The following is a 21,045-nucleotide window of genomic DNA, read 5'->3' on the forward strand; positions in this document are numbered from 1 at the left end:
ATCGTTTTGGTCTACCTGCTGCACAGGAACTCGCAGCTGGCCGGCGCGGTCTTCCTGCTTTCGGTCACGGTGGGCGCCGCCGTCTATCTGCTGCAGTAAGGACCGAGCGGATTTGAGAACCAGGACGACACAATGAGTGGTAGCGAAACGACAACCGGGAAGCCGCGCCTCCGCCATCCGGAGAAGGCCCACAAGCCGGACCAGGAGGTCAAGCGCAAGCCGGCCTGGATCCGGGTGAAGGCCCCGGTTTCCCGGGAATATCAGGCGACCCGCGCCGTGGTGAAGGAGAACAACCTCCACACGGTCTGCGAGGAGGCCGCCTGCCCGAACATCGGGGAGTGCTGGGCCCAGCGCCACGCCACCATGATGATCATGGGCGGGATCTGCACGCGCGCCTGTTCCTTCTGCAACGTTGCGACCGGCAAGCCGAACGCCCTCGACCCCTTCGAGCCCACCAACGTCGCCACCGCCGTGGCCAAGCTGGGCCTGAAGCACGTGGTCATCACCTCGGTCGACCGCGACGACCTGGCCGACGGCGGGGCCGAGCACTTCGCCCAGGTGATCAGGGCGACCCGCGAGGCGGCGCCGGAGACCACCATCGAGATCCTGACCCCGGACTTCCTGCGCAAGGAAGGGGCCCTGGAGGTCGTCGTGGCGGCCAAGCCCGACGTCTTCAACCACAACCTGGAGACCGTGCCGCGGCTCTATACCGAGGTGCGGCCCGGCGCGCGCTACTTCCACTCGCTGCGCCTGCTGGACGAGGTGAAGCGCCTCGATCCCTCGATGTTCACCAAGTCCGGCATCATGGTCGGCCTGGGCGAGAGCAAGTCCGAGGTGCTGCAGGTCATGGACGACCTGCGCTCGGCCGACGTCGACTTCCTCACCATCGGCCAGTACCTGCAGCCGACCCCCAAGCACCACGTGGTCGACCGCTTCGTGACGCCGGAGGAGTTCAAGCAGTATGAGGCCATGGCCTACAACAAGGGCTTCCTCATGGTCTCGGCGACGCCGCTGACACGCTCCTCCTACCATGCAGGCGAAGACTTCGCCCGTTTGCGCGCCGCACGTGAGGCCAAGCTGGCGGCGGCAGGTTAAAGACCCGGCAAGTTAAGGCTGTTATTCTTTCGTCATGCCGGTTCATAAAGAAAGACGGGTGCTGCCCTACACGCCGGATCAGCTCTACGAGCTGGTCGTGGATATCGAGCGCTATCCGGAATTTCTGCCCTGGTGCCTGGGCGCGCGCATCAAGACGCACCAGGAAAGCCTGATCGTCGCCGACCTGATCATCGGCTTCAAAATGTTCCGCGAGCGCTTCACCAGCCGCGTCGTGCCCAACGCCGCCGAACAGCGCATCGACGTCACCTACGCGGAAGGACCCTTCAAGTACCTGGAGAACCACTGGGTCTTCGTCGACCATCCGCAGGGCTGCGAAATCGACTTCTACGTCGACTTCGAGTTCCGCTCCAAGCTGCTGCAGAAGGTCATCGAAGGCCTGTTCCACGAGGCCGTGCGCCGCATGGTCGCCGCCTTCGAAACCCGCGCCCGCGACCTCTACGGCCTCCCCGACGCGGCGCCCTCGTCGAGTTCCGCGAACACCTAGTATCCGATCGACAAAATCGCCGTTCGGTTGTGCTATCCTCTCGCCGGAGAGCGACAAGCAACGGCGGGCGATGTGAAGGACTCTAACCTCGTTACGGTCGGCTGGGCCTACGGGCAGGCCGAGGCTGCCTTGGCCCAGGCGCTGCTCGGCGCCGCTGGGGTCAAGGTCTTTCCCGACACCTGGTACGTGGCATCGGTGCAGTGGCACTGGACGCACGCGCTCGGCGGGATCGCACTGCAGGTGCCGGCGGCGCAAGCGGCCGACGCCATTGCGCTGCTCGCCGACAACCCGATAGTGCGGCGTCCGCGCCACTGGCTTTGGCGCCTGCCGGTGGCGGTCGTCGCAGTGATGGTGTTGTTCTGGGTGGGCTTCCCGCCGCCGCCGTCCGGTTTCTTTCCGACCGTGCTGCGGCCGGCCTCGGGACGCCTTGCCGAGGCCCCTGGCGGCACCGACTGAGGTCTTTCCGCCCGCGCTAGAACCCTTCGCCGAGGGCCAGGCCGGCGTAAAGGGAGATTGTCATGGCGCTATTGAAGACGCCGTGCACCACCACCGAGGGCCAGAGCGAGCCGCTGCGCCAGGCGACGGTGGCGAGGATCAGTCCCATGACCGCCAGGGCCGGGATCAGCTGCGGCAGACCGTGCGCCACGCTGAAGATCACCGCCGAGATCGGCGCCGCGTAGGCAAAGCGCATTCGTTTCAGCAGCCAGCCCAGCAGCACCCCGCGGAAGATGACTTCCTCGATGAAAGGCACCAGCACGCCGACCAGGGCCAGCATGAGCAGGAGGCTGGTCCAGCTGAAGCCCTCGGGCGCCAGCGCCTGCATCTGCGGATTCTCGACGACCTCGCCCATCAGCTCCTGGACCCCCAGATTGATGCCGGAGATCAGCGGCATGCAGAGCAGTCCCAGGCCGACGGCAATGCGGTACCAGCCGTTGTAGGTCGGGCGCAGGCCGATGTCGGCGAGACCCAGGCCGTGGCGCCGCAGGACAACCAGCCAGGTGAAGAACAGCATCAGCACCGACTGCCCGACCAGCAGGCCGACGGTCACCGGCAAGGCCGTGAGGTTGGTCTCCGGCCGCAAGACGGTCAGGGTGAGGGGAATGGCGAAGACACTGACCACCACCAGCAGGGCCAGCAGGATCAGGTCGCCAAGACGCACCGGCGAGGGCGGCAGCGCGGGCAGGCGCGGGGGCAACATTCAGTCCAAAGCCTCCGTGAAGAGTCTGAGGGCCTCGCGCACCGTCGCCAGGCGCACCGCCGCACGGTCGCCGGGGAAGACCTGGTGCAGGGCCTGCGCCGGGCCACCGCGCGACGCCCAGCCGAGATAAACCAGGCCGACCGGCTTGCTCTCCGTGGCGCCGCCCGGCCCGGCGATGCCGGTGGCCGAGACGGCAACGTCGGCCTGGGAGGCGTGCAACGCGCCCGTGGCCATGGCGACGGCGACCTCGGCGCTGACCGCGCCCGGGCCCGGGGGCTCCAGGAGAGACGCGGAGACGCCCAGCATCTCCACCTTGGCTTCGTTGGAGTAGGTGACGAAGCCGCGGTCGACCACGTCGGAGGACCCGGCGATCTCCGTCAGGCAGCCGGCGATCAGCCCGCCGGTGCAGGATTCCGCCGTGGCCAGCTTCTTGCCGGCCTGACGGTAGCGCGCAAGGACATTCTCGGCCTCCTGCAGCAGTTGATCGTCGAACATCAGGCGCGCTCCCAGAGCCACAACAAGCCGTAGACCAGGGCGGCGGCGTAGAGCCCGGCGATGATGTCGTCGGCCATGATCCCGAAGGCGCCCTTCAAGTGGCGGTCGGCCCAGCCGACGGGCCAGGGCTTGGCCACGTCGAAGGCCCGGAACAGGATGAAGGCCAGGATCACGCCCACGGGGTTGAGCCCGGCCGGAATGAGGGCCAGCCACTGGCCCGCTACCTCGTCGATGACGATGGCGCCGGGGTCCTTGATGGCCGCGACCTGCTCATAGCTGTGCGCCGCCCAGAGCCCGATCACAAAGACCGCCACCGTGGCCAGCAGCAGCCCCAGCGGTCCGGAGAGCCAGAACAGCGCCACGCCGAAGGGCAGCGCCGCCAGCGATCCCCAGGTCCCCGGCGCCCAGGGCAGAAGGCCGGCGCCGAACCAGGTGGCGAGCAGCGAAGAGGGCAGCCAGGGGGAGGGGGCGGTCATCGTTCCTAGTGTAGCCGGTTCAGTCCGAGGGCGGCAGGGCCAGGGTGGCGGCGGCCTGGGCGGCGATGCCCTCGCCGCGGCCGGTGAAGCCCAGCTTCTCGGTGGTGGTCGCCTTCACGCTGACCCGGTCGGCCGGCAGATCCAGCAGCTCGGCCACCCGCGCCACCATGGCGTCGCGGTGCGGACCGACCTTGGGCCGCTCGCAGACCAGCGTCACGTCGAGATGCAGGATGCGCCCGCCGCGCGCCGTCACCAGATCGCGGGCGTGGCGGATGAACTTGCCGGAATCAGCGCCCTTCCACTGCGGGTCGCTGGGCGGGAAGTGGCTGCCGATGTCGCCGGCGCCGAGCGCGCCCAGGATGGCGTCGGTCAGGGCATGCAGCCCGACGTCGGCGTCCGAATGGCCGGCCAGGCCGGCGTCATGGTCGATGCGGACGCCGCAGAGCATCACGTGGTCGCCCGGCCCGAAGGCGTGCACGTCGAAGCCCTGGCCCACGCGGGTCTCCGCCCCCCCTTGTCCTGGGGCGCCGCGCAGCCAGCGCTCCGCCGTGCGCAGGTCGTCCTGAGATGTCACCTTGAAATTCTCCCGGCTGCCTTCCACCAACGCCACTTCGATCCCGGCGCGCTCGGCCACCGCCGCGTCGTCGGTCAGTTCCTCGCCGGCCGCCGCACGGTGCGCGGCCAGGATCTCCGCATAGCGGAAACCCTGCGGCGTCTGCGCGCCCCACAGACCAGCGCGGTCCTGGGTGCCCGCGATATGATCGTCCTGGCCCCGCTTCAAGGTGTCGACCACCGGCAGGGCGGCGATGGCGCCGGGGACCTTGTCCAGGGCGGCCAGCACGCGGTCGACGACCGGCGCCGAGACGAAGGGCCGGGCGCCGTCGTGTATCAGCACCCGCGCGGGCGCGCGCTCTGCCAGGCTCTCCAGTCCGCGCAAGACCGATTCCTGCCGGCTGGCGCCGCCGGCCACCGGCTCGGCCAAGTTCAGTCCTGCCGCCGCGGCGTCATAGAGGTCGCGGTCGTCGGGGTGGATCACCGCCCGGACCCGGCCGATCGCCGGGTGCGCGGCAAAGGCCTGCAGGGTGTGGCGCAGCAGCGGGACTCCGGCCAGGCTCGCGTATTGCTTCGGCAGGCTGCCGCCGAACCGCTGGCCGCGGCCGGCGGCGACGATCAGCGCATCCGCCGTCTTCCCGGAAGGGCTAGTCAAATTGCGGGACTCCGCGTGTCTTGCTGTGTTCTCGTTGCGCCGACCCTAGTGTCCTCTGGTGGCGCGGCCAAGAGGTGATATATAGGGGCTCATGAATAGCATGGTTTTGTCGCTCTCCGCCCTGGCTTCACTGCTGCCCGCCACGCTGCTGCCCTTCGTGCGGCACGCGGCGCGCGCTGACGCGGTCTTTTGGCTGCTGCTGGGCGCGGCGCTTGCCGGGACCTCGGCGCTCAGCATCGTTTCCCTGGGCGCGCAGTGGCAGACGGGCCTGGCGGCGGCGCTCTGGCTCGCCGTGGCGGCGGCCCTGGGCCTCTTCGGTCTGCTGGTCATCCTCAGCCGGGAGGCGGCGCGCCTGGCGCCGCTGTTGCTGCCTTACCTGCTGATCCTCGGCGCCCTGGCGACCGCCTTCGGGCTGCTGGCCGGCCCGGAGCCCCTGGCCGCGCGCCTGGACGGCTGGCTGATCGCCCACATCGCCGTCTCGGTGACCACCTACGCGCTCTGCACCCTGGCCGCCGTGGCCAGTTCCGCTGTCTTCGTACAGGAGCGCGCGCTGAAGCGCCGCGCCCCCAATGCCTTCACCCGCATGCTGCCCTCGGTGGCCGACGCGGAGCGCCTGGAGGTGCGCCTGCTGGGCGCCGGCGAGGCCATCCTGGGTCTCGGCATCGCGACCGGCATCTCCGAGCTCTACGTGACTTCCGGCGCGCTCTTCACCTTCAGTCACAAGACCCTGTTCTCCCTCCTGGCCTTCCTGGTCATCGGCGGGCTGCTGCTGCTCCACTACCGCAGCGGCCTGCGCGGCCGGCGGGCCGCCCGCATCGTGCTGGTCGGCTACCTGCTGCTGACCCTGGCCTATCTCGGGGTCAAGTTCGTCACCGATATTCTGCTGGCCTGACCCCCTGCGGCAGCTCCGATCCCGGACGGATACCGCCAATGCGGGCCAAGTCCCGGGGTTGCTCAACCCGCTGTAGGGGGTTCCGTCCCACTTGCCCGTTTTTCGAGCAACTCGGGGCGGGTTTGTACGCGGTCGGCTAATCCTTCGTGACAACGCCTATTTTTTGTGCATCAATCGGCCGCCGAAAAAGGGGTTGGGTACCAATACACAGGCAAACCTCCAACGTGCGCGCGACGGCTGCTCACGAAAGAGGCTCTGTGGTCGCACCTTGGGTTGAATGAGGGATCTGATGAGCATCGTCGTTGGCAAGCTGGAGCTGGAGGCGCCGGTCATCCTGGCGCCGATGTCCGGTGTCACCGACCAGCCGTTCCGCCGCCTGGTGCGGCAGTTCGGCGCCGGGCTGGTGGTCTCCGAGATGATCGCCAGCAACGCCATGATCCGGCAGATGCAGGAGTCCGTGAAGGAGTCCCGCAAGATGTCCGGCGACTGCGCGGCGGAATACCCGCTTTCGGTACAGCTCGCCGGCAGCGACCCGGATACCATGGCCGAAGCGGCGAAGCTCAACGCCGACCGCGGCGCCGCCATCATCGACATCAATTTCGGCTGCCCGGCCAAGAAGGTCACCAACAAGGCCTGCGGCTCGGCCATCATGCAGGACGAGCTGCTGGCGGGGCGGATCATGGCCGCGGTGGTCGCGGCGGTGGACCTGCCGGTCACTGTGAAGATGCGCACCGGCTGGAACCTGGAAAACCGCAACGCGCCGCGGATCGCCCGCATCGCCGAGGACTGCGGCGTGCAGATGCTGAGCGTGCACGGCCGCACCCGCTGCCAGAAGTATGCCGGCGAGGCGGACTGGTCCTTCGTGCGCCGGGTGACGGAAGCGGTCGCCCTGCCGGTGGTGGTCAACGGCGACATCGTCACCGTGGAGGACGCGGCCGAGGCCCTGGAGCGCTCCGGCGCCGACGGCGTGATGATCGGCCGCGGCGCCTATGGCCGCCCCTGGTTCCTGCGCCAGGTGATGGACTACCTGCACGACGGCACGCGGCGGCCCGACCCGGCGCCGGCGCAGCGCCTGCAGGTGATGCTGGAACACTATGAGGCTCTGCTCTCGCTCTACGGAAGCCGCCACGGCGTGCGCATCGCGCGCAAGCACCTGGGCTGGTACGCCAAGGGACTGGACGGCGCCGCCGAGTTCCGCGCCCGCATGAACCGGGAGGACGACCCGGAGCAGGTCAAAGGCATGATCCGCGCGCTCTTCGCGCCGATTCTGGAAGGAACGGCCCCGGCGGGGGCCGAATTGGAGATGGCAGCGGCATAGTATGGCCAAGGTATCTGATATTTTCGCACGCAAGCCCGCGCGCAACGGCACACCGGAACCCGGCTCGATCCTCTCGGCGCTTTCGGTGCCGCTCTTCGTCGTCGACGACCAGGATCAGCTCTCCTTCGTCAACCAGGCCGCCGAGCAGTTCTTCGCCTCCTCGACCACCACTCTGCTGGGCCGGCCCCTGAGTGAAATTCTGCCGGAAGACAGCCCCGCCTTCGGCCTGATCCATCAGGTGCGCGACGGCGGCTATTCGGTCTCCGAGTACGGTGTGACGCTCTCAGGGCCCAAGATCGGCTCGCACTTCGTTTCCATCGACGCCGCCACCGTCGCCGACCGTCCCGGCAGCGTCGTGGTCTCGATCCACGAGCGTTCCATCGCCCGCAAGATCGACCACCAGCTGGTCCACCGCAACGCCGCCCGCTCGGTGACCGCCATGGCCGCCATGCTGGCCCACGAGGTCAAGAACCCGCTTTCGGGCATCCGCGGCGCCGCCCAGCTGCTGGAGCAGAACGCCGATCCCGAAGATCACCAGCTGACCCGCCTGATCTGCGAGGAAGCCGACCGCATCGTCGCCCTGGTGGATCGCATGGAGATGTTCTCCGACAAGCAACCCCTGGCGCGCGAGCCGGTCAACATTCACGTGGTGCTGGAGCGGGTGCGGCGCCTGGCCGAGAACGGCTTTGCCCGCCACGTGAAGTTCATCGAGAGCTACGACCCCTCGCTGCCGCCGGTCTACGGCAACCGCGACCTGCTGATCCAGGCGATCCTGAACCTGGTCAAGAACGCCGCCGAAGCGGTGCCGAAGGAGGGCGGAGAGATCACCCTCTCGACGCGCTATCAGCAGGGTGTGCGCCTGGCCATTCCCGGCAGCGGCAGCCGGGTCGACCTGCCGCTGCAGGTGATGATCCAGGACAACGGCCCGGGCATTCCCGAGGACATCCAGCCGCACCTCTTCGATCCCTTCGTCAGCACCAAGGCGGGGGGCAGCGGCCTGGGCCTGGCGCTGGTCGCCAAGATCATCGACGACCACGGCGGCGTCATCGAGTTCGAGAGCCAGCCGCGGCGCACGCTGTTCCGCCTGATGCTGCCCATGGTGCCACGAGAAACCGGGCTGGAAGAGGAACTCACGGTGGACGGGGACCAGGTATGAGCGGCGCGACCATCCTGGTCGCCGACGACGACCGCGCGATCCGTACCGTTCTGACCCAGGCGCTGGGCCGCCAGGGCCATGTGGTCCGCACCACCGGCAACGCCGCCACCTTGTGGCAGTGGGTGAAGGAGGGCGAGGGCGATCTGGTGATCACCGACGTGGTGATGCCCGACGAGAACGGCCTGGACCTGATCCCGCGCATCAAGAAGCTGCGCCCGGCTCTCCGTATCCTGGTGATGTCGGCGCAGAACACCCTGCTGACCGCGGTCAAGGCGACCGAACGCGGCGCCTTCGAATACCTGCCCAAGCCCTTCGACCTGCGCGAGTTGATCTCGGTGGTCGACCGCGCCCTTTCGGAGCCCGCCGATTCCGAGGGCAAGGCCAAGCTCCAGGCTGACGACGGCGAGGAGCAACTGCCGCTGATCGGCCGCTCCCAGGCCATGCAGGAGATCTACCGCGTTCTCGCCCGCCTCATGCCGACCGACCTGACGGTGATGATCTACGGCGAGTCCGGCACCGGCAAGGAGCTGGTGGCCCGCGCGCTGCACGACTACGGCAAGCGCCGGCGCGGTACCTTCGTGGCGGTGAACATGGCCGCCATTCCGCGCGAGCTGATCGAGAGCGAACTCTTCGGCCACGAGAAGGGCGCCTTTACCGGCGCGACCCTGCGCTCCTCCGGCCGCTTCGAGCAGGCCACCGGCGGCACGTTGTTCCTGGACGAGATCGGCGACATGCCGCTGGAGGCGCAGACGCGGCTGCTGCGCGTGCTGCAGGAAGGCGAATACACCACGGTCGGCGGGCGCACGCCGATCCGCGCCGACGTGCGGATCATCGCCGCCACCCACCGCGACCTGCGCCAGATGGTGCGCCAGGGCCTGTTCCGCGAGGACCTCTACTACCGCCTCAGCGTGGTGCCCATCCGCCTGCCGCCACTGCGCGAGCGCAGCGAGGACATCCCCGAGCTGGTGCGCCATTTCTTCACCGAGGTGCAGGAGGAGGGCCTGGCCGCCAAGTCGCTCGACGCCGAGGCGATGGGGGCCCTGAAAACCTATCACTGGCCCGGCAACGTGCGCGAACTGGAGAACCTGGTGCGTCGCCTGGCGGTGCTCTACAGCCAGGAAACCATCGATCGCGGGGTCATTGAGAGCGAGCTGAGCGAGGGCAAGGCGGCCGAGCGGGCCGCTGCCGCGCCGCCGGCCGAGTCGCTGGGCGGTGCCGTCGAGCAACATCTGCGTGCCTATTTTGCCGCACACGAGGACGGCCTGCCGGCCTCTGGCCTCTACGACCGGATCCTGCGCGAAGTCGAACGCCCCTTGATCGAGCTATCGCTTTCAGCCACAAGGGGAAATCAGATCCGCGCGGCGAAGCTGCTGGGCCTGAACCGAAATACTTTGCGGAAAAAGATTCGGGACCTGGACATCCAGGTGATTCGCGGCCTTAAATAGCCTGTGGCAAATATACAACAGACCGGTGAGATCACTGTCCGAGAGGGCGGCGAGACCCGACCGGGCGAGGCCCCCGCGGACGAGCGGGTGGCGCGCCCGCGCTTCGGTCGTCTTCTCGACTGGTTGCGGCGTATCAGGGCGGAGCGGACGGTCGCGCTGATCCTTCTGGTCGGCGCGCTGGTGAGCGGCACCGCGACCTTCGTCGCCATGACCGGCAACCTCTCCACCACCGCCGATACCGGCCACATCCTGCTGCTGCTGCTGGCCGACCTGGTCATCATCCTTGGCCTTGCCGCCCTGATCACCCGGCGTCTGGCCATCCTTTGGATCGAGCGCAAGAAGGGACGGGCCGGCTCGCGCCTGCACGGCCGCCTGGTCGCCCTGTTCTCGGTCGTCGCCGTGGCGCCGACCATCCTGGTCGCGGCCTTCTCGGTCATCATTTTCGACCTGGGGCTGGAGTTCTGGTTCAGCGAGCGGGTTTCCACGGCCATCAAGAACTCCCGCGCCGTGGCGGCCGCCTATCTGGACGAACACCAGCAGGCGATCGCTGCCGACGCCCTGGCCATTGCCCAGGTGCTGAACCGTGGCGGCCCTTCGCTGGTCTACAACCCTACCGTCTTCAACAACGTCATGACGCGGCAGGCCAACCAGCGTTACCTGACCGAGGCGGCGGTCTACGACAGCTCCGGGCGGATGCTGGCGCGGTCCTCCAGCTTCCTTCTGGCCTTCAACCCGGAGATCCCGGAATGGGCCTTCGAACGCGCCCGCAGCGAAGGCATGGCCATCATGACCTCGGAGGAGGAGGACCGGGTGCGTGCCCTGGTCCGCCTCGACCTTTCCGCCGACGCCTATCTCTACGTCGGCAGGCTGGTCGATTCCCGGGTCATCGGCCACATGGAGAGCACCCGCTGGGCGGTGCAGCGCTATGAAGACCTGGAGGGAAACCGCTTCAGTCTGCAGATCACCTTTGCGCTGATCTTCCTGGTGGTGGCCCTGCTGTTGCTCCTGGTGGCGGTGTGGATCGGCCTGGCCTTCGCCAACCAGCTCACCGGCCCCATCGGCAGCCTGATCGCCACAGCGGAGAAAGTCGGTAAGGGCGACCTCAAGGCCCGGGTCCAGGGACCGCCGCGCCGCGACGAAATCGGCAACCTGTCCCGCGCCTTCAACAAGATGACCGGCCAGCTGGAGCGCCAGCAGGACGCCCTCCTGGAAGCAAACGAAGAACTGGACAACCGCAATCGCTTCATCGAGGCGGTGCTGGGCGGCGTCTCGGCGGGGGTCATCGGTTTGGACGAGCATGGCCGCATCAACCTGGCCAACCGGATGGCCTGCGATTTTCTCGGCAAGAAATTCCAGACCATGCGCGGCCAGACCCTGACCGAGGTCATGCCGGAGATCGACGATCTGCAGGCGCGCGCCCGGCGGCGCCCCCGCAAGCTCGCGGAGCAGCAGCTCACAATCCCCGACTCGAGCGGCTCCGAGCGGGTGCTCCTGGTGCGCATCTCCGCCGAGCTGGAACATGGCGCGATTATGGGCTTCGTCGTGACCTTCGACGAGATCACCCAGCTGCTGGCCGCGCAACGCAAAGCCGCCTGGTCGGATATTGCACGCCGCATCGCGCACGAGATCAAGAACCCGCTGACGCCGATCCAGCTTGCCGCCGAGCGGCTGAAGCGCAAGTACGTGGGCCAGATCACCAACGACCCGGACACCTTCCAGATCTGCACCGACACCATCGTGCGCCATGTCGGCGACATCGGGCGCATGGTCGACGAGTTCTCCGCCTTCGCGCGCATGCCGGCACCCGACATGCGCAAGGAAGACATCGGCAAGCTGGTGCAGGAGGCCGTCTTCCTGCAGCGCACGGCGCGCCAGGACGTGCGCTTCGACTACACCCCGCCGTCCGAAGAAATCCTGCTGGCCTGCGACGGCCGCCAGGTGGGCCAGGCCCTGACCAACCTGCTGAAGAACGCCATCGAGTCCATCGAAGGCCGGCACGGCCTGGAGGGCGAGGCGGCGCCCGCGGGCGTCATCTCGGTGACGATCCGCACCGAGGACGCGCATTGCGTCGTCGATATCTGCGACAACGGCAAAGGCCTGCCGAGGGCCGACCGCTATCGCCTGACCGAGCCTTATGTGACAACGCGCGAGCGGGGCACTGGACTCGGACTCGCAATTGTGAAGAAGATCATGGAGGATCACGGCGGCAATCTCATTCTCCGGGACCGGGAAGAAGGCGGCGCGATCGTCAGTCTCATTTTCCCCTTGCGCGAAGAAGTGGTAGATAGCGGCGCCGGGCGGCCCGAGAACGAAGCCGAAGCGCCGGATGTGAAAAGAGCTGCAGGACATGGCTGACGAAATCCTCATCGTCGACGACGAAGTCGATATCCGAATGCTGATCACCGGCATTCTGCAGGACGAGGGCTACGAAACGCGCGACGCCGGAGACAGCGACACCGCCCTGGAGCTGCTGCGCCAGAAGCGCCCGAACCTCGTCGTGCTCGACATCTGGCTGCAGAACTCGACGTTGGACGGGATGGAGATCCTGGACGTCATCAAGCGCGAGTATCCCTCCGTGCCGGTGGTGATGATCTCCGGCCACGGCAACATCGAAACCGCGGTCAACGCCATCAAGCTGGGCGCCTACGACTTCATCGAGAAACCCTTCAAGTCGGACCGCCTGCTGCTGATCGTCCAGCGCGCCATCGAGGCCGCGCGCCTGCGCAGCGAGAACGAGGAACTGCGCCTGCGCGTCGGCCTGTCGGAGGACATGATCGGAACCTCTTCCTGGTTCCACCAGGTGAGCCAGGCGATCCGCAAGGTGGCGCCGACCGGCAGCCGCGTGCTGATCACCGGCCCGGCAGGTGCCGGCAAGGAAGTGGTCGCCCGGCAGCTCCATACCTGCTCGCACCGCGCCACGTCGCCTTTCGTGGCGCTGAATTGCGCCACCATGCACCCGGATCGCCTGGAGCCGGAGCTTTTCGGCATCGAGCCGGATCCGGACGACACCGAAGGCGGTGGCAAGCTGGGCACCTTCGAGCGTGCCCACGGTGGCACCCTGTTCCTGGACGAGGTCGCGGACATGCCCTTGGAAACACAGGGCAAGATCGTTCGCGTGCTGCAGGAACAGACCTTCCAAAGGGTCGGCGGCAACACCCGCATCGCGGTGGACGTGCGGGTCATCGCCGCCACCAACCGCGATCTGCCGTCCCTGATCACCGAGGGCCAGTTTCGCGAGGATCTTTTCTATCGCCTCAACGTGGTGCCCATCGAGGTGCCGTCGCTGCGCGAGCGGCGCGAGGACATTCCCGCCCTGGTCGCCTATTTCATGGAGCGCGCGGCCGAGAGCGCCGGACTGCCGCCACGCAATCTCAGCGACGACGCCTTGGCCGCCTTGCGCGCCTATGACTGGCCGGGCAACGTGCGCCAGCTGCGCAACGTCATCGAATGGGTGCTGATCATGGCGCCGGGCCGCCCGCAGGACCCTGTGCGGCCGGACATGCTGCCGCCGGAGATCGGCGCTTCCTCGCCGGCCTCCCTGCCGGGAGAGACGGGGGAGGAGATCATGTCCCTGCCGCTGCGCGAGGCGCGCGAGGTTTTCGAACGCAAGTACCTGGAGGCGCAGGTCATGCGCTTCGGCGGCAACATTTCGCGGACTGCCACCTTTGTCGGCATGGAACGTTCTGCCCTGCACCGCAAGCTGCGCTCTCTCGGCGTCGGCACGGTGGAGCGCGCCTGAACGAGCGACAGCGGAGCCATCTAGGATATGAAAGTTATCATTTGCGGTGCCGGCCAGGTCGGCTTCAACATCGCACGCTACCTTTCGAGCGAAAACGCCGACGTGACGGTCATCGACCAATCCCGCGAGCTGATCGAGAAAATCACCGACTCCCTGGACGTGAAGGGGCTGGTCGGCTTCGCTTCGCATCCTGATGTGCTGGAGAGCGCCGGCGCCTCAGACGCGGAGATGGTCATCGCCGTGACCTACGCCGACGAGGTCAACATGGTGGCCTGCCAGATCTGTCATTCGATCTTCGAGGTGCCGACCAAGATCGCCCGCGTGCGCCACCAGAGCTATCTGGAGCCCATGTGGTCGGACCTCTTCAGCCGCGATCACATGCCGATCGACGTCATCATCTCGCCGGAAATCGAGGTCGCCCGCGCCATCGAGCGGCGCCTGCAGTTGCCGGGCGCCTTCGACGTGCAGCCGCTGGCCGACGGCAAGGTAAGCCTCATCGGCCTGCACTGCAGCGAGGAGACGCCGGTCATCAATACGCCGCTGCGCCAGTTGACGGCGCTGTTCCCGGATCTGCACATCGTGGTCATCGGCATCTCGCGCGAGGGCAAGGGCTTCGTGCCGACCCCCGACGACGACATGCGCGCCGGCGACGACGTCTACCTGGTGGCCGACACGTCGCACCTGGCGCGCACCATGGCGGCCTTCGGCCACGAGGAGAAGGAGGCCCGCCGGGTCATCATCGTCGGCGGCGGCAACATCGGCCTCAACCTGGCCCACGCGGTGGAGAAGAACCACCCGCAGGTGAACCTCAAGGTCATCGAGGTCGACAAGCGCCGCGCCGAGACCGTGGCCCAGGCCCTGCAGCGCACCGTGGTGATCCACGGCGACGCCCTGGACACGGAGATCCTGGACGAAGCCAACGCCGCCATCGCCGAGACGGTCATCGCGGTCTCCAACGATGACGAGGTCAACATTCTGACCTCCCTGCTGGCCAAGCGCTACGGCTGCAAGCGGGCGGTGACGCTGATCAACAAGACCTCCTACGGACCCCTGGTCGGCACGCTCGGCATCGATACCGTGGTCAGCCCGCGCGCCATCACGGTCTCCAAGATCCTGCAGCATGTGCGCCGCGGCCGCATCCGCTCCGTCCACTCGTTGAGCGAGGACTTCGGCGAGGTCATCGAGGCCGAGGCGCTGGAAACCTCCAGCCTGGTCGGCGTGCCGATCCGCGATGCGCGCCTGCCCGACGGCGTCATCGTCGGCGCCATCGTGCGCGGCGACGAAGTGATCATCCCGCGCGGCGATACGGTCACCCGGCCCAACGACCTGGTGGTGATATTTGCGCGCTCAGAAGCGGTGAAGAAGGTCGAGAAGCTCTTTGCCGTGAAGCTCGAGTTTTTCTAGGATCGCGACCGAGCTTTCCCGTTTCCCGGAGTCGGAAGCAGAGTCGAAAGGAGAGGCCGCGGATGCCCCGTCAAGCCTACGTCAACGGCCGCTACGTGCCCCATCGCGAAGCCGCCGTGCACATCGAGGACCGCGGCTACCAGTTCGCCGACGGCGTCTACGAGGTCGTGCCGGTCTACAGCGGCATCCTTGTGGACGAGGACCTGCATCTTGACCGCCTCGACCGCTCATTGCGCGAACTGCGTATCGGTGAACCCATGTCGCGGCCGGCGCTGAAGCTGATCTCGCGCGAGTTGATGCGCCGCAACGGGCTCTCCAACGGGTTCCTCTACATGCAGGTAACCCGCGGCGTGGCGCCGCGCGACCACAAGTTCCCCAAGGACGCCAGACCCGCGCTGGTGATGACCACGCGACAGACCAAGCCGCACAGCAAACAGCTGCTGGAGGAGGGACTGAAGGTCATCACCGTGCCGGACCAGCGCTGGGAACGCTGCGATATCAAGTCGGTCTCGCTGCTGCCGAACATCCTCGGCAAGCAGGCGGCGGTAGAAGCGGGGGCCTACGAGGCCTGGCAGGTCGACAGGAACGGCATGGTCACCGAAGGCACCTCGACCAACGCCTGGATCGTCACCCAGGACAACAAGGTCGTGACCCGTGACGCCACCCACTCGATCCTGGGCGGCATCACCCGGCACACCCTGCTGAAGCTGATCCGCGCGGAGGGCTACGACCTGGAGGAACGGCCCTTCTCCGTGGAGGAGGCCAAGGCCGCGAAGGAGGCCTTCCTGACCTCCAGCACCTCGCTGGTGCTGCCGATCACCTCGCTGGACGGCCAGCCCGTCGGCAACGGCCACCCCGGCATCCTGACCGGCAAGCTGCGCCAGGTTTACATCGACTACATGCAGAGCCTGAAGAAGAGCGCGTGAGCCGATGCCCTCGCTGCAACAAGCTCTGCTCGGCGCCGACTATGTCGAGATCAACATCGCCAAGGGCGTCGGTGCGCTGGCGCAGCGGTTGGCGTACAGCGACGAGGAGTTGCTCGTTTCACTCGCCAACTCGCTGAAGCTGCGCGAGCAGGAAATCGCGGACCGCAACAGCCTGACGGGCCGCTTCACGGCGCTGTTCGTCGGCAAGGACGGCGGCACGACCATCAAGTTCGACGGGATGCGCTTGAAACAGCTGCACGAACTGGCCGCATCGCGGCCGCCTCGAGACATCAACCTCAACGCCTTCTATGAAGTCAATCTGGAGTATTCCCGGATTTTGCTGAGCAAGGCACAGAAAGCGGGTGGCCGGACATGACCCTGCCGCCCCCCAAAGCTCTTCTCTTCGACTGGGACAACACCCTGGTGGACAGCTGGGCGATGATCCACCACGCCATGACGGCGACCTTCGAGGCCATGGGCCAGCAGCCCTGGACCCTGGAAGAGACCAGGCGCAATGTTCGCAAGTCCGCGCGCGACGCCTTTCCCGAGCTGTTCGGCGCGCGGGTGGACGAGGCGACGGAGGTCTTCTACCGCACCTACGAGGCCGACCACCTGAAGCAGCTCAGGGCGCTGCCCGGCGCCGAGGCCATGCTGCGCACCCTGGCCGCGGTCGAGGACCTGCTGCTGGGCGTGGTCAGCAACAAGCGCGCGCCCCTGCTGCGCCTGGAAGCGGCCGAACTGGGCTGGGACCGCTATTTCGGCCCCCTGGTCGGGGCCACGGACGCCGCCAAGGACAAGCCGGCGCGCGAAGTGGTCGACTTCGCCCTGGCCGGCAGCGGCATCGCTCCGGGCCCGGAGGTCTGGTTCGTCGGCGATACGGACATCGACGTGCTCTGCGCCCGCAATGCCGGTTGCACCGCAATCCTGGTGCGTGCCGAGCCGCCGGGGGAGGGGGAATTCGGCGACCTGCCCCTCGGCGGCCACGTCAGCGACTGCAGAACCTTCGCGCAGCTGGCCCTTTCAGCCCTTGAAAACGGCAGGGTTGAACAGCAAATAAGGGACTTCTCGTAAGAGAATCCGAGGCTCCCGCTACCCAACAGGATGGTTTTTCATTTCCCAAAAGCCGTGTTAGGAAGGGCTCTCTGGGACGCGCGCTGGAGCGCGGCGCAAGCCTATTGGGTATCTGCACCGCAGAAGGCTTTGCCGGAAGGTTTGCTAGGGCCAGAATAAGAACAGACGACCGTCATTAAGAACAAGAACAAGGTGCGAAAATGGCCGCTGAAAAAAATCAAAGTGTCCAGGACGTATTTCTCAATCACATTCGGAAAAACAAAGTCCCTGTGACTGTCTTTCTGGTCAACGGCGTGAAGCTACAGGGTATCGTGACTTGGTTTGACAATTTTTCTGTTCTCCTGCGGCGCGACGCCCACTCGCAGCTGGTGTACAAGCACGCCATCTCGACCGTGATGCCGGCGACCCCGGTCCAGCTCTTCGATCCGACCAAAGAAGAAGAGGCCGCCGAGGGCTGATCCCAGGACGGTCGGGACCCCCGAAGGGCGTGCATGAGACTGCACCTGCCGGCAAGACAGCCCAGAAGATGCAGGGCCTGAATGAAAGGGGCGGCGCCCGGCGCCGCCAATCCCGATGACCGACCGTGCCTTCGTTGTGCACCCCGACATGATGCAGCCCGGGCTGCGCGCGCCCGCCGCGCGGCTGGAGGAGGCCGTCGGCCTCACCGCGGCCATCGACCTGGAGGTGGTGGCCAGCGAGGTGGTGCCGGTCAAGCAGGTGCGTCCCAACACCCTGATCGGCGGCGGCGCGGTGGAGCGCCTGGCCGGTGACATCCGCCTGCTGGAGGTTGCCGTAGTGGTGGTCGACGCGGCGCTGACGCCGGTCCAGCAGCGCAACCTGGAGCGCGCCTGGGACTGCAAGGTGATCGACCGCACCGGCCTGATCCTTGAGATCTTCGGCGAGCGGGCGCGCACCAAGGAAGGCAAGCTGCAGGTCGAACTGGCGGCCCAGACATATCAAAAGTCCCGCCTGGTGCGCTCCTGGACCCACCTGGAGCGCCAGCGCGGCGGCGCCGGCTTCATGGGCGGTCCGGGCGAAAGCCAGCTGGAGATCGACCGCCGCCTGATCACCGAGCGCATCAGCCGCCTGAAGAAGGAACTGAGCCAGGTGCAGCGCACCCGCAGCCTGCACCGCGGTGCCCGGCAGCGCGTGCCCTATCCGGTGGTCGCCCTGGTCGGCTACACCAACGCCGGCAAATCGACCCTCTTCAACCGCCTGACCGAAGCCAAGGTACTGGCCCGCGACCAACTCTTCGCGACCCTGGACCCGACCATGCGGCGGGTGGTCCTGCCCTCGGGCCAGAACATCATCCTCTCCGACACGGTGGGCTTCATCTCCGACCTGCCCACTGACCTGGTCGCGGCCTTCCGCGCCACCCTGGAGGAGGTCACCGAGGCCGATGTGGTCCTGCATGTACGCGACGTCTCCCACACCGACAGCCTGGCCCAGCAGGCCGACGTCCAGGCGGTCCTGGCGGATCTCGGCATCGACGAAAGCGCCGGCCACGTGCTCGAAGTGCTGAACAAGGCCGACCTGCTGGGGCCTGCCGAGCGCGGCCATCTGGCCCAGCGGGTTGCCGGCCAGGGCGACAGCGTGCTCTGCTCGGCCCTGACCGGCGAGGGCTGCGAGGACGTGCTGGCCTTGATCGAGCGGCTGCTGTCGGCGCAGCGCCGCCAGGTCACCGTCGCGATCAAGCTGGAAGAGGGCGCGGCCCTGGGCTGGCTTTACGACCATGGCGAGGTGGTGGCGCGGCGCGACCAGGATCTCGTCACCGAGGTCGATGTGAAGCTGGCCCCGCGGGACCTGGATCGATTTCTTAAGAAGTTCGGCTCCCGCATTGAAAACGGCGAGATTCTGGCCGCTGAAACCGCTAATGCGCCGGCCGAGGGCAGGAACCTGGCCTCCGGCGGTTGACTCTGCTTCCCCGGGCTTTTATATGCTCGTTAGCACTCGCCGCCGGTGAGTGCTAACAAATACGAACGGCGGGGGCCTCCTGGCGGGCTGTCAGAGCTTATCTTGGGTCCCGCGCCACTCCCATACACACCAGACAGGGTAGAGTTCCATGAAATTCAGGCCGCTGCATGACCGTGTCGTGGTCGAGCCGCTGGAGGAAGAAGAAAAAACCGCCGGTGGCATCATCATTCCCGACACGGCAAAAGAAAAGCCCATGCAAGGCAAGGTCCTTGCGGTCGGCCCGGGCACCCGAGGCGACGACGGCAAGCTGAATGCTCTGGACGTCAAGAAGGGCGACAAGGTCCTTTACGGCAAGTGGTCCGGAACGGAAGTCAAGTTGGACGGCAAGACCATGCTGATCATGCGCGAGTCCGACATCATGGGCGTTTTGCAATAAGGAAGAGAACCAGATATGGCTGCGAAAGACGTTAAGTTTGGCGCCGACGCCCGTACGCGGATGCTGCGTGGTGTCGACATTCTGGCCGACGCCGTGAAAGTCACCCTCGGCCCCAAGGGCCGCAACGTGGTGATCGACAAGTCCTTCGGTGCTCCGCGCACCACCAAGGACGGTGTCACGGTGGCCAAGGAGATCGAGCTCTCCGACAAGTTCGAGAACATGGGCGCGCAGATGGTGCGCGAGGTTGCTTCGAAGACCAACGACATTGCCGGTGACGGCACGACCACTGCGACCGTTCTGGCCCAGTCGATCGTGCGCGAGGGCGCCAAGGCGGTTGCCGCCGGCATGAACCCGATGGATCTGAAGCGTGGCGTGGACCTGGCCGTCGAGGCCGTGGTTGCCGAGCTGCAGAAGAAGTCGAAGAAGATTTCGACCACCGGCGAAGTCGCCCAGGTCGGCACCATCTCCGCCAACGGCGAGGCCGAAATCGGCACCATGATCGCCGAGGCGATGGAGCGGGTCGGCAAGGAAGGCGTGATCACGGTGGAAGAGGCGAAGTCCCTCGAGACCGAGCTGGACGTGGTCGAGGGCATGCAGTTCGACCGCGGCTACCTGTCGCCGTACTTCATCACCAACGCGGACAAGATGGTCTGCGAGATGGAGAACCCCTACATCCTGCTGCACGAGAAGAAGCTCTCCGGCCTGCAGCCCATGCTGCCGCTGCTGGAAGCCGTCGTGCAGTCCAGCCGTCCGCTGCTGATCATTGCCGAGGACGTCGAGGGCGAAGCCCTTGCGACCCTGGTGGTGAACAAGCTGCGCGGTGGCCTGAAGGTCGCCGCCGTGAAGGCGCCGGGCTTCGGCGACCGCCGCAAGGCCATGCTTGAGGACATCGCGATCCTCACCGGCGGCCAGGTGATCTCCGAGGATCTCGGCATCAAGCTCGAGACCGCGAGCCTCGACATGCTGGGTTCGGCCAAGCGCGTGGTCATCACCAAGGAAGAGACCACCGTCATCGACGGCGCCGGCAAGAAGAAGGAAATCGCGGGCCGCTGCACGCAGATCCGGGCCCAGGCCGAGGAGACCACCTCGGACTACGACCGTGAGAAGCTGCAGGAGCGTCTGGCGAAGCTGGCCGGCGGTGTCGCCGTCCTGCGCGTCGGCGGCGCCACCGAGGTCGAGGTGAAGGAGCGTAAGGATCGCGTCGAAGACGCGATGAACGCCACCCGCGCCGCGGTCGAGGAAGGCATCGTCATCGGCGGCGGTACGGCTCTGCTGAACGCTGCCAAGGTGCTCGCCAAGCTGGAAGGCGTCAACGACGACCAGCGTGTCGGCGTCGAGATCGTCGCCCGCGCGCTGCAGGCGCCGATCCGCCAGATCGCCGAGAACGCGGGCCACGAGGGCTCGATCGTCGTCGGCAAGATCCAGGACGCCAAGGACGCGGCCCTGGGCTTCGACGCCCAGAACGGCAAGTACGTGAACATGTTCAAGGCCGGCATCATCGACCCGACCAAGGTCGTGCGTACCGCGCTGCAGGACGCGGCGTCCATCGCCGGCCTGCTGATCACGACCGAAGCCATGGTCGCCGACGCCCCCGAGAAGAAGGACGCCGGTGCGCCGGCTCCCGACATGGGTGGCATGGGCGGCATGGGTGGCATGGGCTTCTAAGCAGCCCTTTCACCCAGGCAGTACGATCAAGGGCCGCGGTTCCGCCGCGGCCCTTTTTCCTTTCCCGTCCGCAGGTTATCTTCCAGCTCCCCGCCAACGATTC

21 protein-coding genes are annotated in these 21,045 nt (G+C 66.9%); 17 read left to right on the forward strand and 4 right to left on the reverse strand.

Annotation, left to right across the window (positions count from 1 at the left end; all coding sequences use genetic code 11):
- The first annotated feature begins 132 nt into the window (after window positions 1-132).
- The 3 genes from lipA (at window position 133) to H7X47_RS20565 (ending at window position 2,056) form a co-directional block, all read left to right on the forward strand.
- Window positions 133-1,095, forward strand: coding sequence for a lipoyl synthase (lipA, locus tag H7X47_RS20555; RefSeq protein WP_193370621.1), 963 nt, complete (start codon window positions 133-135; stop codon window positions 1,093-1,095).
- A 34-nt stretch (window positions 1,096-1,129) separates the two neighbouring features.
- A complete protein-coding gene (locus H7X47_RS20560; protein ID WP_193370622.1) occupies window positions 1,130-1,600 on the forward strand; it encodes a type II toxin-antitoxin system RatA family toxin in 471 nt (156 codons plus the stop codon).
- A 129-nt stretch (window positions 1,601-1,729) separates the two neighbouring features.
- Complete coding sequence (locus H7X47_RS20565) at window positions 1,730-2,056, forward strand: hypothetical protein (RefSeq protein WP_193370623.1); 327 nt, start codon at window positions 1,730-1,732, stop codon at window positions 2,054-2,056.
- A 16-nt stretch (window positions 2,057-2,072) separates the two neighbouring features.
- Here the strand turns inward: H7X47_RS20565 and H7X47_RS20570 are convergent, their stop codons facing one another.
- From H7X47_RS20570 to H7X47_RS20585, 4 genes are read right to left on the reverse strand one after another with little or no spacing between them, the layout of a single operon-like run.
- Window positions 2,073-2,798, reverse strand: a complete 726-nt coding sequence (locus H7X47_RS20570) for a CPBP family intramembrane glutamic endopeptidase (RefSeq protein ID WP_193370624.1) — start codon at window positions 2,796-2,798, stop codon at window positions 2,073-2,075.
- Entirely contained in the window at window positions 2,799-3,293 is a 495-nt protein-coding gene (locus H7X47_RS20575) for a CinA family protein (RefSeq protein ID WP_193370625.1), read from the reverse strand.
- Window positions 3,293-3,769: a phosphatidylglycerophosphatase A family protein gene (locus H7X47_RS20580; RefSeq protein WP_193370626.1), complete on the reverse strand. Its 477-nt coding sequence runs from the start codon at window positions 3,767-3,769 to the stop codon at window positions 3,293-3,295. The genes H7X47_RS20575 and H7X47_RS20580 overlap by 1 nt, the downstream gene beginning before the upstream one ends.
- Window positions 3,770-3,788: 19 nt before the next feature.
- A complete protein-coding gene (locus H7X47_RS20585; protein ID WP_193370627.1) occupies window positions 3,789-4,976 on the reverse strand; it encodes a bifunctional 2-C-methyl-D-erythritol 4-phosphate cytidylyltransferase/2-C-methyl-D-erythritol 2,4-cyclodiphosphate synthase in 1,188 nt (395 codons plus the stop codon).
- A 91-nt stretch (window positions 4,977-5,067) separates the two neighbouring features.
- On the opposite strand from H7X47_RS20585, the gene H7X47_RS20590 reads away from it, so the two are divergent.
- The 14 genes from H7X47_RS20590 (at window position 5,068) to groL (ending at window position 20,942) form a co-directional block, all read left to right on the forward strand.
- Window positions 5,068-5,868, forward strand: coding sequence for a cytochrome C assembly family protein (locus H7X47_RS20590; RefSeq protein ID WP_193370628.1), 801 nt, complete (start codon window positions 5,068-5,070; stop codon window positions 5,866-5,868).
- A gap of 289 nt (window positions 5,869-6,157) precedes the next feature.
- Window positions 6,158-7,186: a tRNA dihydrouridine synthase DusB gene (gene dusB, locus H7X47_RS20595; protein WP_193370629.1), complete on the forward strand. Its 1,029-nt coding sequence runs from the start codon at window positions 6,158-6,160 to the stop codon at window positions 7,184-7,186.
- A gap of 1 nt (window position 7,187) precedes the next feature.
- Window positions 7,188-8,342 carry a nitrogen regulation protein NR(II) gene (glnL, locus tag H7X47_RS20600; protein ID WP_193370630.1) on the forward strand — a complete coding sequence of 385 codons (1,155 nt, stop codon included), beginning with the start codon at window positions 7,188-7,190 and terminating at the stop codon, window positions 8,340-8,342.
- Complete coding sequence (gene ntrC / locus H7X47_RS20605) at window positions 8,339-9,787, forward strand: nitrogen regulation protein NR(I) (RefSeq protein WP_193370631.1); 1,449 nt, start codon at window positions 8,339-8,341, stop codon at window positions 9,785-9,787. Before glnL ends, ntrC begins: the two co-directional genes overlap by 4 nt.
- 3 nt (window positions 9,788-9,790) lie before the next feature.
- Window positions 9,791-12,142 carry a sensor histidine kinase NtrY-like gene (locus tag H7X47_RS20610; protein WP_319633646.1) on the forward strand — a complete coding sequence of 784 codons (2,352 nt, stop codon included), beginning with the start codon at window positions 9,791-9,793 and terminating at the stop codon, window positions 12,140-12,142.
- Entirely contained in the window at window positions 12,135-13,526 is a 1,392-nt protein-coding gene (ntrX, locus tag H7X47_RS20615; RefSeq protein ID WP_193370632.1) for a nitrogen assimilation response regulator NtrX, read from the forward strand. Before H7X47_RS20610 ends, ntrX begins: the two co-directional genes overlap by 8 nt.
- Window positions 13,527-13,553: 27 nt before the next feature.
- On the forward strand, window positions 13,554-14,930 hold the full coding sequence (trkA, locus tag H7X47_RS20620) for a Trk system potassium transporter TrkA (RefSeq protein WP_193370633.1): 1,377 nt from the start codon (window positions 13,554-13,556) through the stop codon (window positions 14,928-14,930).
- Window positions 14,931-14,992: 62 nt separating this feature from the next.
- The gene (locus H7X47_RS20625) at window positions 14,993-15,856 is read left to right on the forward strand and encodes a D-amino-acid transaminase (protein WP_193370634.1); all 864 of its coding nucleotides are present in this window, start codon (window positions 14,993-14,995) and stop codon (window positions 15,854-15,856) included.
- A 4-nt stretch (window positions 15,857-15,860) separates the two neighbouring features.
- Entirely contained in the window at window positions 15,861-16,232 is a 372-nt protein-coding gene (locus H7X47_RS20630; protein ID WP_193370635.1) for a hypothetical protein, read from the forward strand.
- The gene (locus H7X47_RS20635; protein WP_193370636.1) at window positions 16,229-16,927 is read left to right on the forward strand and encodes an HAD family hydrolase; all 699 of its coding nucleotides are present in this window, start codon (window positions 16,229-16,231) and stop codon (window positions 16,925-16,927) included. The genes H7X47_RS20630 and H7X47_RS20635 overlap by 4 nt, the downstream gene beginning before the upstream one ends.
- A gap of 200 nt (window positions 16,928-17,127) precedes the next feature.
- Window positions 17,128-17,385, forward strand: a complete 258-nt coding sequence (hfq, locus tag H7X47_RS20640) for an RNA chaperone Hfq (RefSeq protein ID WP_193370637.1) — start codon at window positions 17,128-17,130, stop codon at window positions 17,383-17,385.
- Between the two features lie 115 nt (window positions 17,386-17,500).
- Complete coding sequence (gene hflX, locus H7X47_RS20645; protein WP_193370638.1) at window positions 17,501-18,841, forward strand: GTPase HflX; 1,341 nt, start codon at window positions 17,501-17,503, stop codon at window positions 18,839-18,841.
- A 148-nt stretch (window positions 18,842-18,989) separates the two neighbouring features.
- Entirely contained in the window at window positions 18,990-19,277 is a 288-nt protein-coding gene (gene groES, locus H7X47_RS20650) for a co-chaperone GroES (protein WP_193370639.1), read from the forward strand.
- Window positions 19,278-19,292: 15 nt separating this feature from the next.
- Window positions 19,293-20,942, forward strand: coding sequence for a chaperonin GroEL (gene groL / locus H7X47_RS20655; protein WP_193370640.1), 1,650 nt, complete (start codon window positions 19,293-19,295; stop codon window positions 20,940-20,942).
- Window positions 20,943-21,045 lie beyond the last annotated feature (103 nt).

It is taken from the genome of Pelagibius marinus (assembly GCF_014925385.1).
GTDB lineage: Bacteria > Pseudomonadota > Alphaproteobacteria > Kiloniellales > Kiloniellaceae > Pelagibius > Pelagibius marinus.

Excerpts from the sequence above, each read along its gene's own strand:
- lipA (WP_193370621.1), top strand. The coding sequence starts at position 133 with ATGAGTGGTAGCGAAACGACAACCGGGAAGCCGCGCCTCCGCCATCCG.
- H7X47_RS20560 (WP_193370622.1), top strand. The coding sequence starts at position 1,130 with ATGCCGGTTCATAAAGAAAGACGGGTGCTGCCCTACACGCCGGATCAG.
- H7X47_RS20570 (WP_193370624.1), bottom strand. The coding sequence starts at position 2,798 with ATGTTGCCCCCGCGCCTGCCCGCGCTGCCGCCCTCGCCGGTGCGTCTT.
- H7X47_RS20575 (WP_193370625.1), bottom strand. The coding sequence starts at position 3,293 with ATGTTCGACGATCAACTGCTGCAGGAGGCCGAGAATGTCCTTGCGCGC.
- H7X47_RS20580 (WP_193370626.1), bottom strand. The coding sequence starts at position 3,769 with ATGACCGCCCCCTCCCCCTGGCTGCCCTCTTCGCTGCTCGCCACCTGG.
- H7X47_RS20590 (WP_193370628.1), top strand. The coding sequence starts at position 5,068 with ATGAATAGCATGGTTTTGTCGCTCTCCGCCCTGGCTTCACTGCTGCCC.
- dusB (WP_193370629.1), top strand. The coding sequence starts at position 6,158 with ATGAGCATCGTCGTTGGCAAGCTGGAGCTGGAGGCGCCGGTCATCCTG.
- glnL (WP_193370630.1), top strand. The coding sequence starts at position 7,188 with ATGGCCAAGGTATCTGATATTTTCGCACGCAAGCCCGCGCGCAACGGC.
- ntrC (WP_193370631.1), top strand. The coding sequence starts at position 8,339 with ATGAGCGGCGCGACCATCCTGGTCGCCGACGACGACCGCGCGATCCGT.
- ntrX (WP_193370632.1), top strand. The coding sequence starts at position 12,135 with ATGGCTGACGAAATCCTCATCGTCGACGACGAAGTCGATATCCGAATG.
- trkA (WP_193370633.1), top strand. The coding sequence starts at position 13,554 with ATGAAAGTTATCATTTGCGGTGCCGGCCAGGTCGGCTTCAACATCGCA.
- H7X47_RS20625 (WP_193370634.1), top strand. The coding sequence starts at position 14,993 with ATGCCCCGTCAAGCCTACGTCAACGGCCGCTACGTGCCCCATCGCGAA.
- H7X47_RS20630 (WP_193370635.1), top strand. The coding sequence starts at position 15,861 with ATGCCCTCGCTGCAACAAGCTCTGCTCGGCGCCGACTATGTCGAGATC.
- H7X47_RS20635 (WP_193370636.1), top strand. The coding sequence starts at position 16,229 with ATGACCCTGCCGCCCCCCAAAGCTCTTCTCTTCGACTGGGACAACACC.
- hfq (WP_193370637.1), top strand. The coding sequence starts at position 17,128 with ATGGCCGCTGAAAAAAATCAAAGTGTCCAGGACGTATTTCTCAATCAC.
- hflX (WP_193370638.1), top strand. The coding sequence starts at position 17,501 with ATGACCGACCGTGCCTTCGTTGTGCACCCCGACATGATGCAGCCCGGG.
- groES (WP_193370639.1), top strand. The coding sequence starts at position 18,990 with ATGAAATTCAGGCCGCTGCATGACCGTGTCGTGGTCGAGCCGCTGGAG.
- groL (WP_193370640.1), top strand. The coding sequence starts at position 19,293 with ATGGCTGCGAAAGACGTTAAGTTTGGCGCCGACGCCCGTACGCGGATG.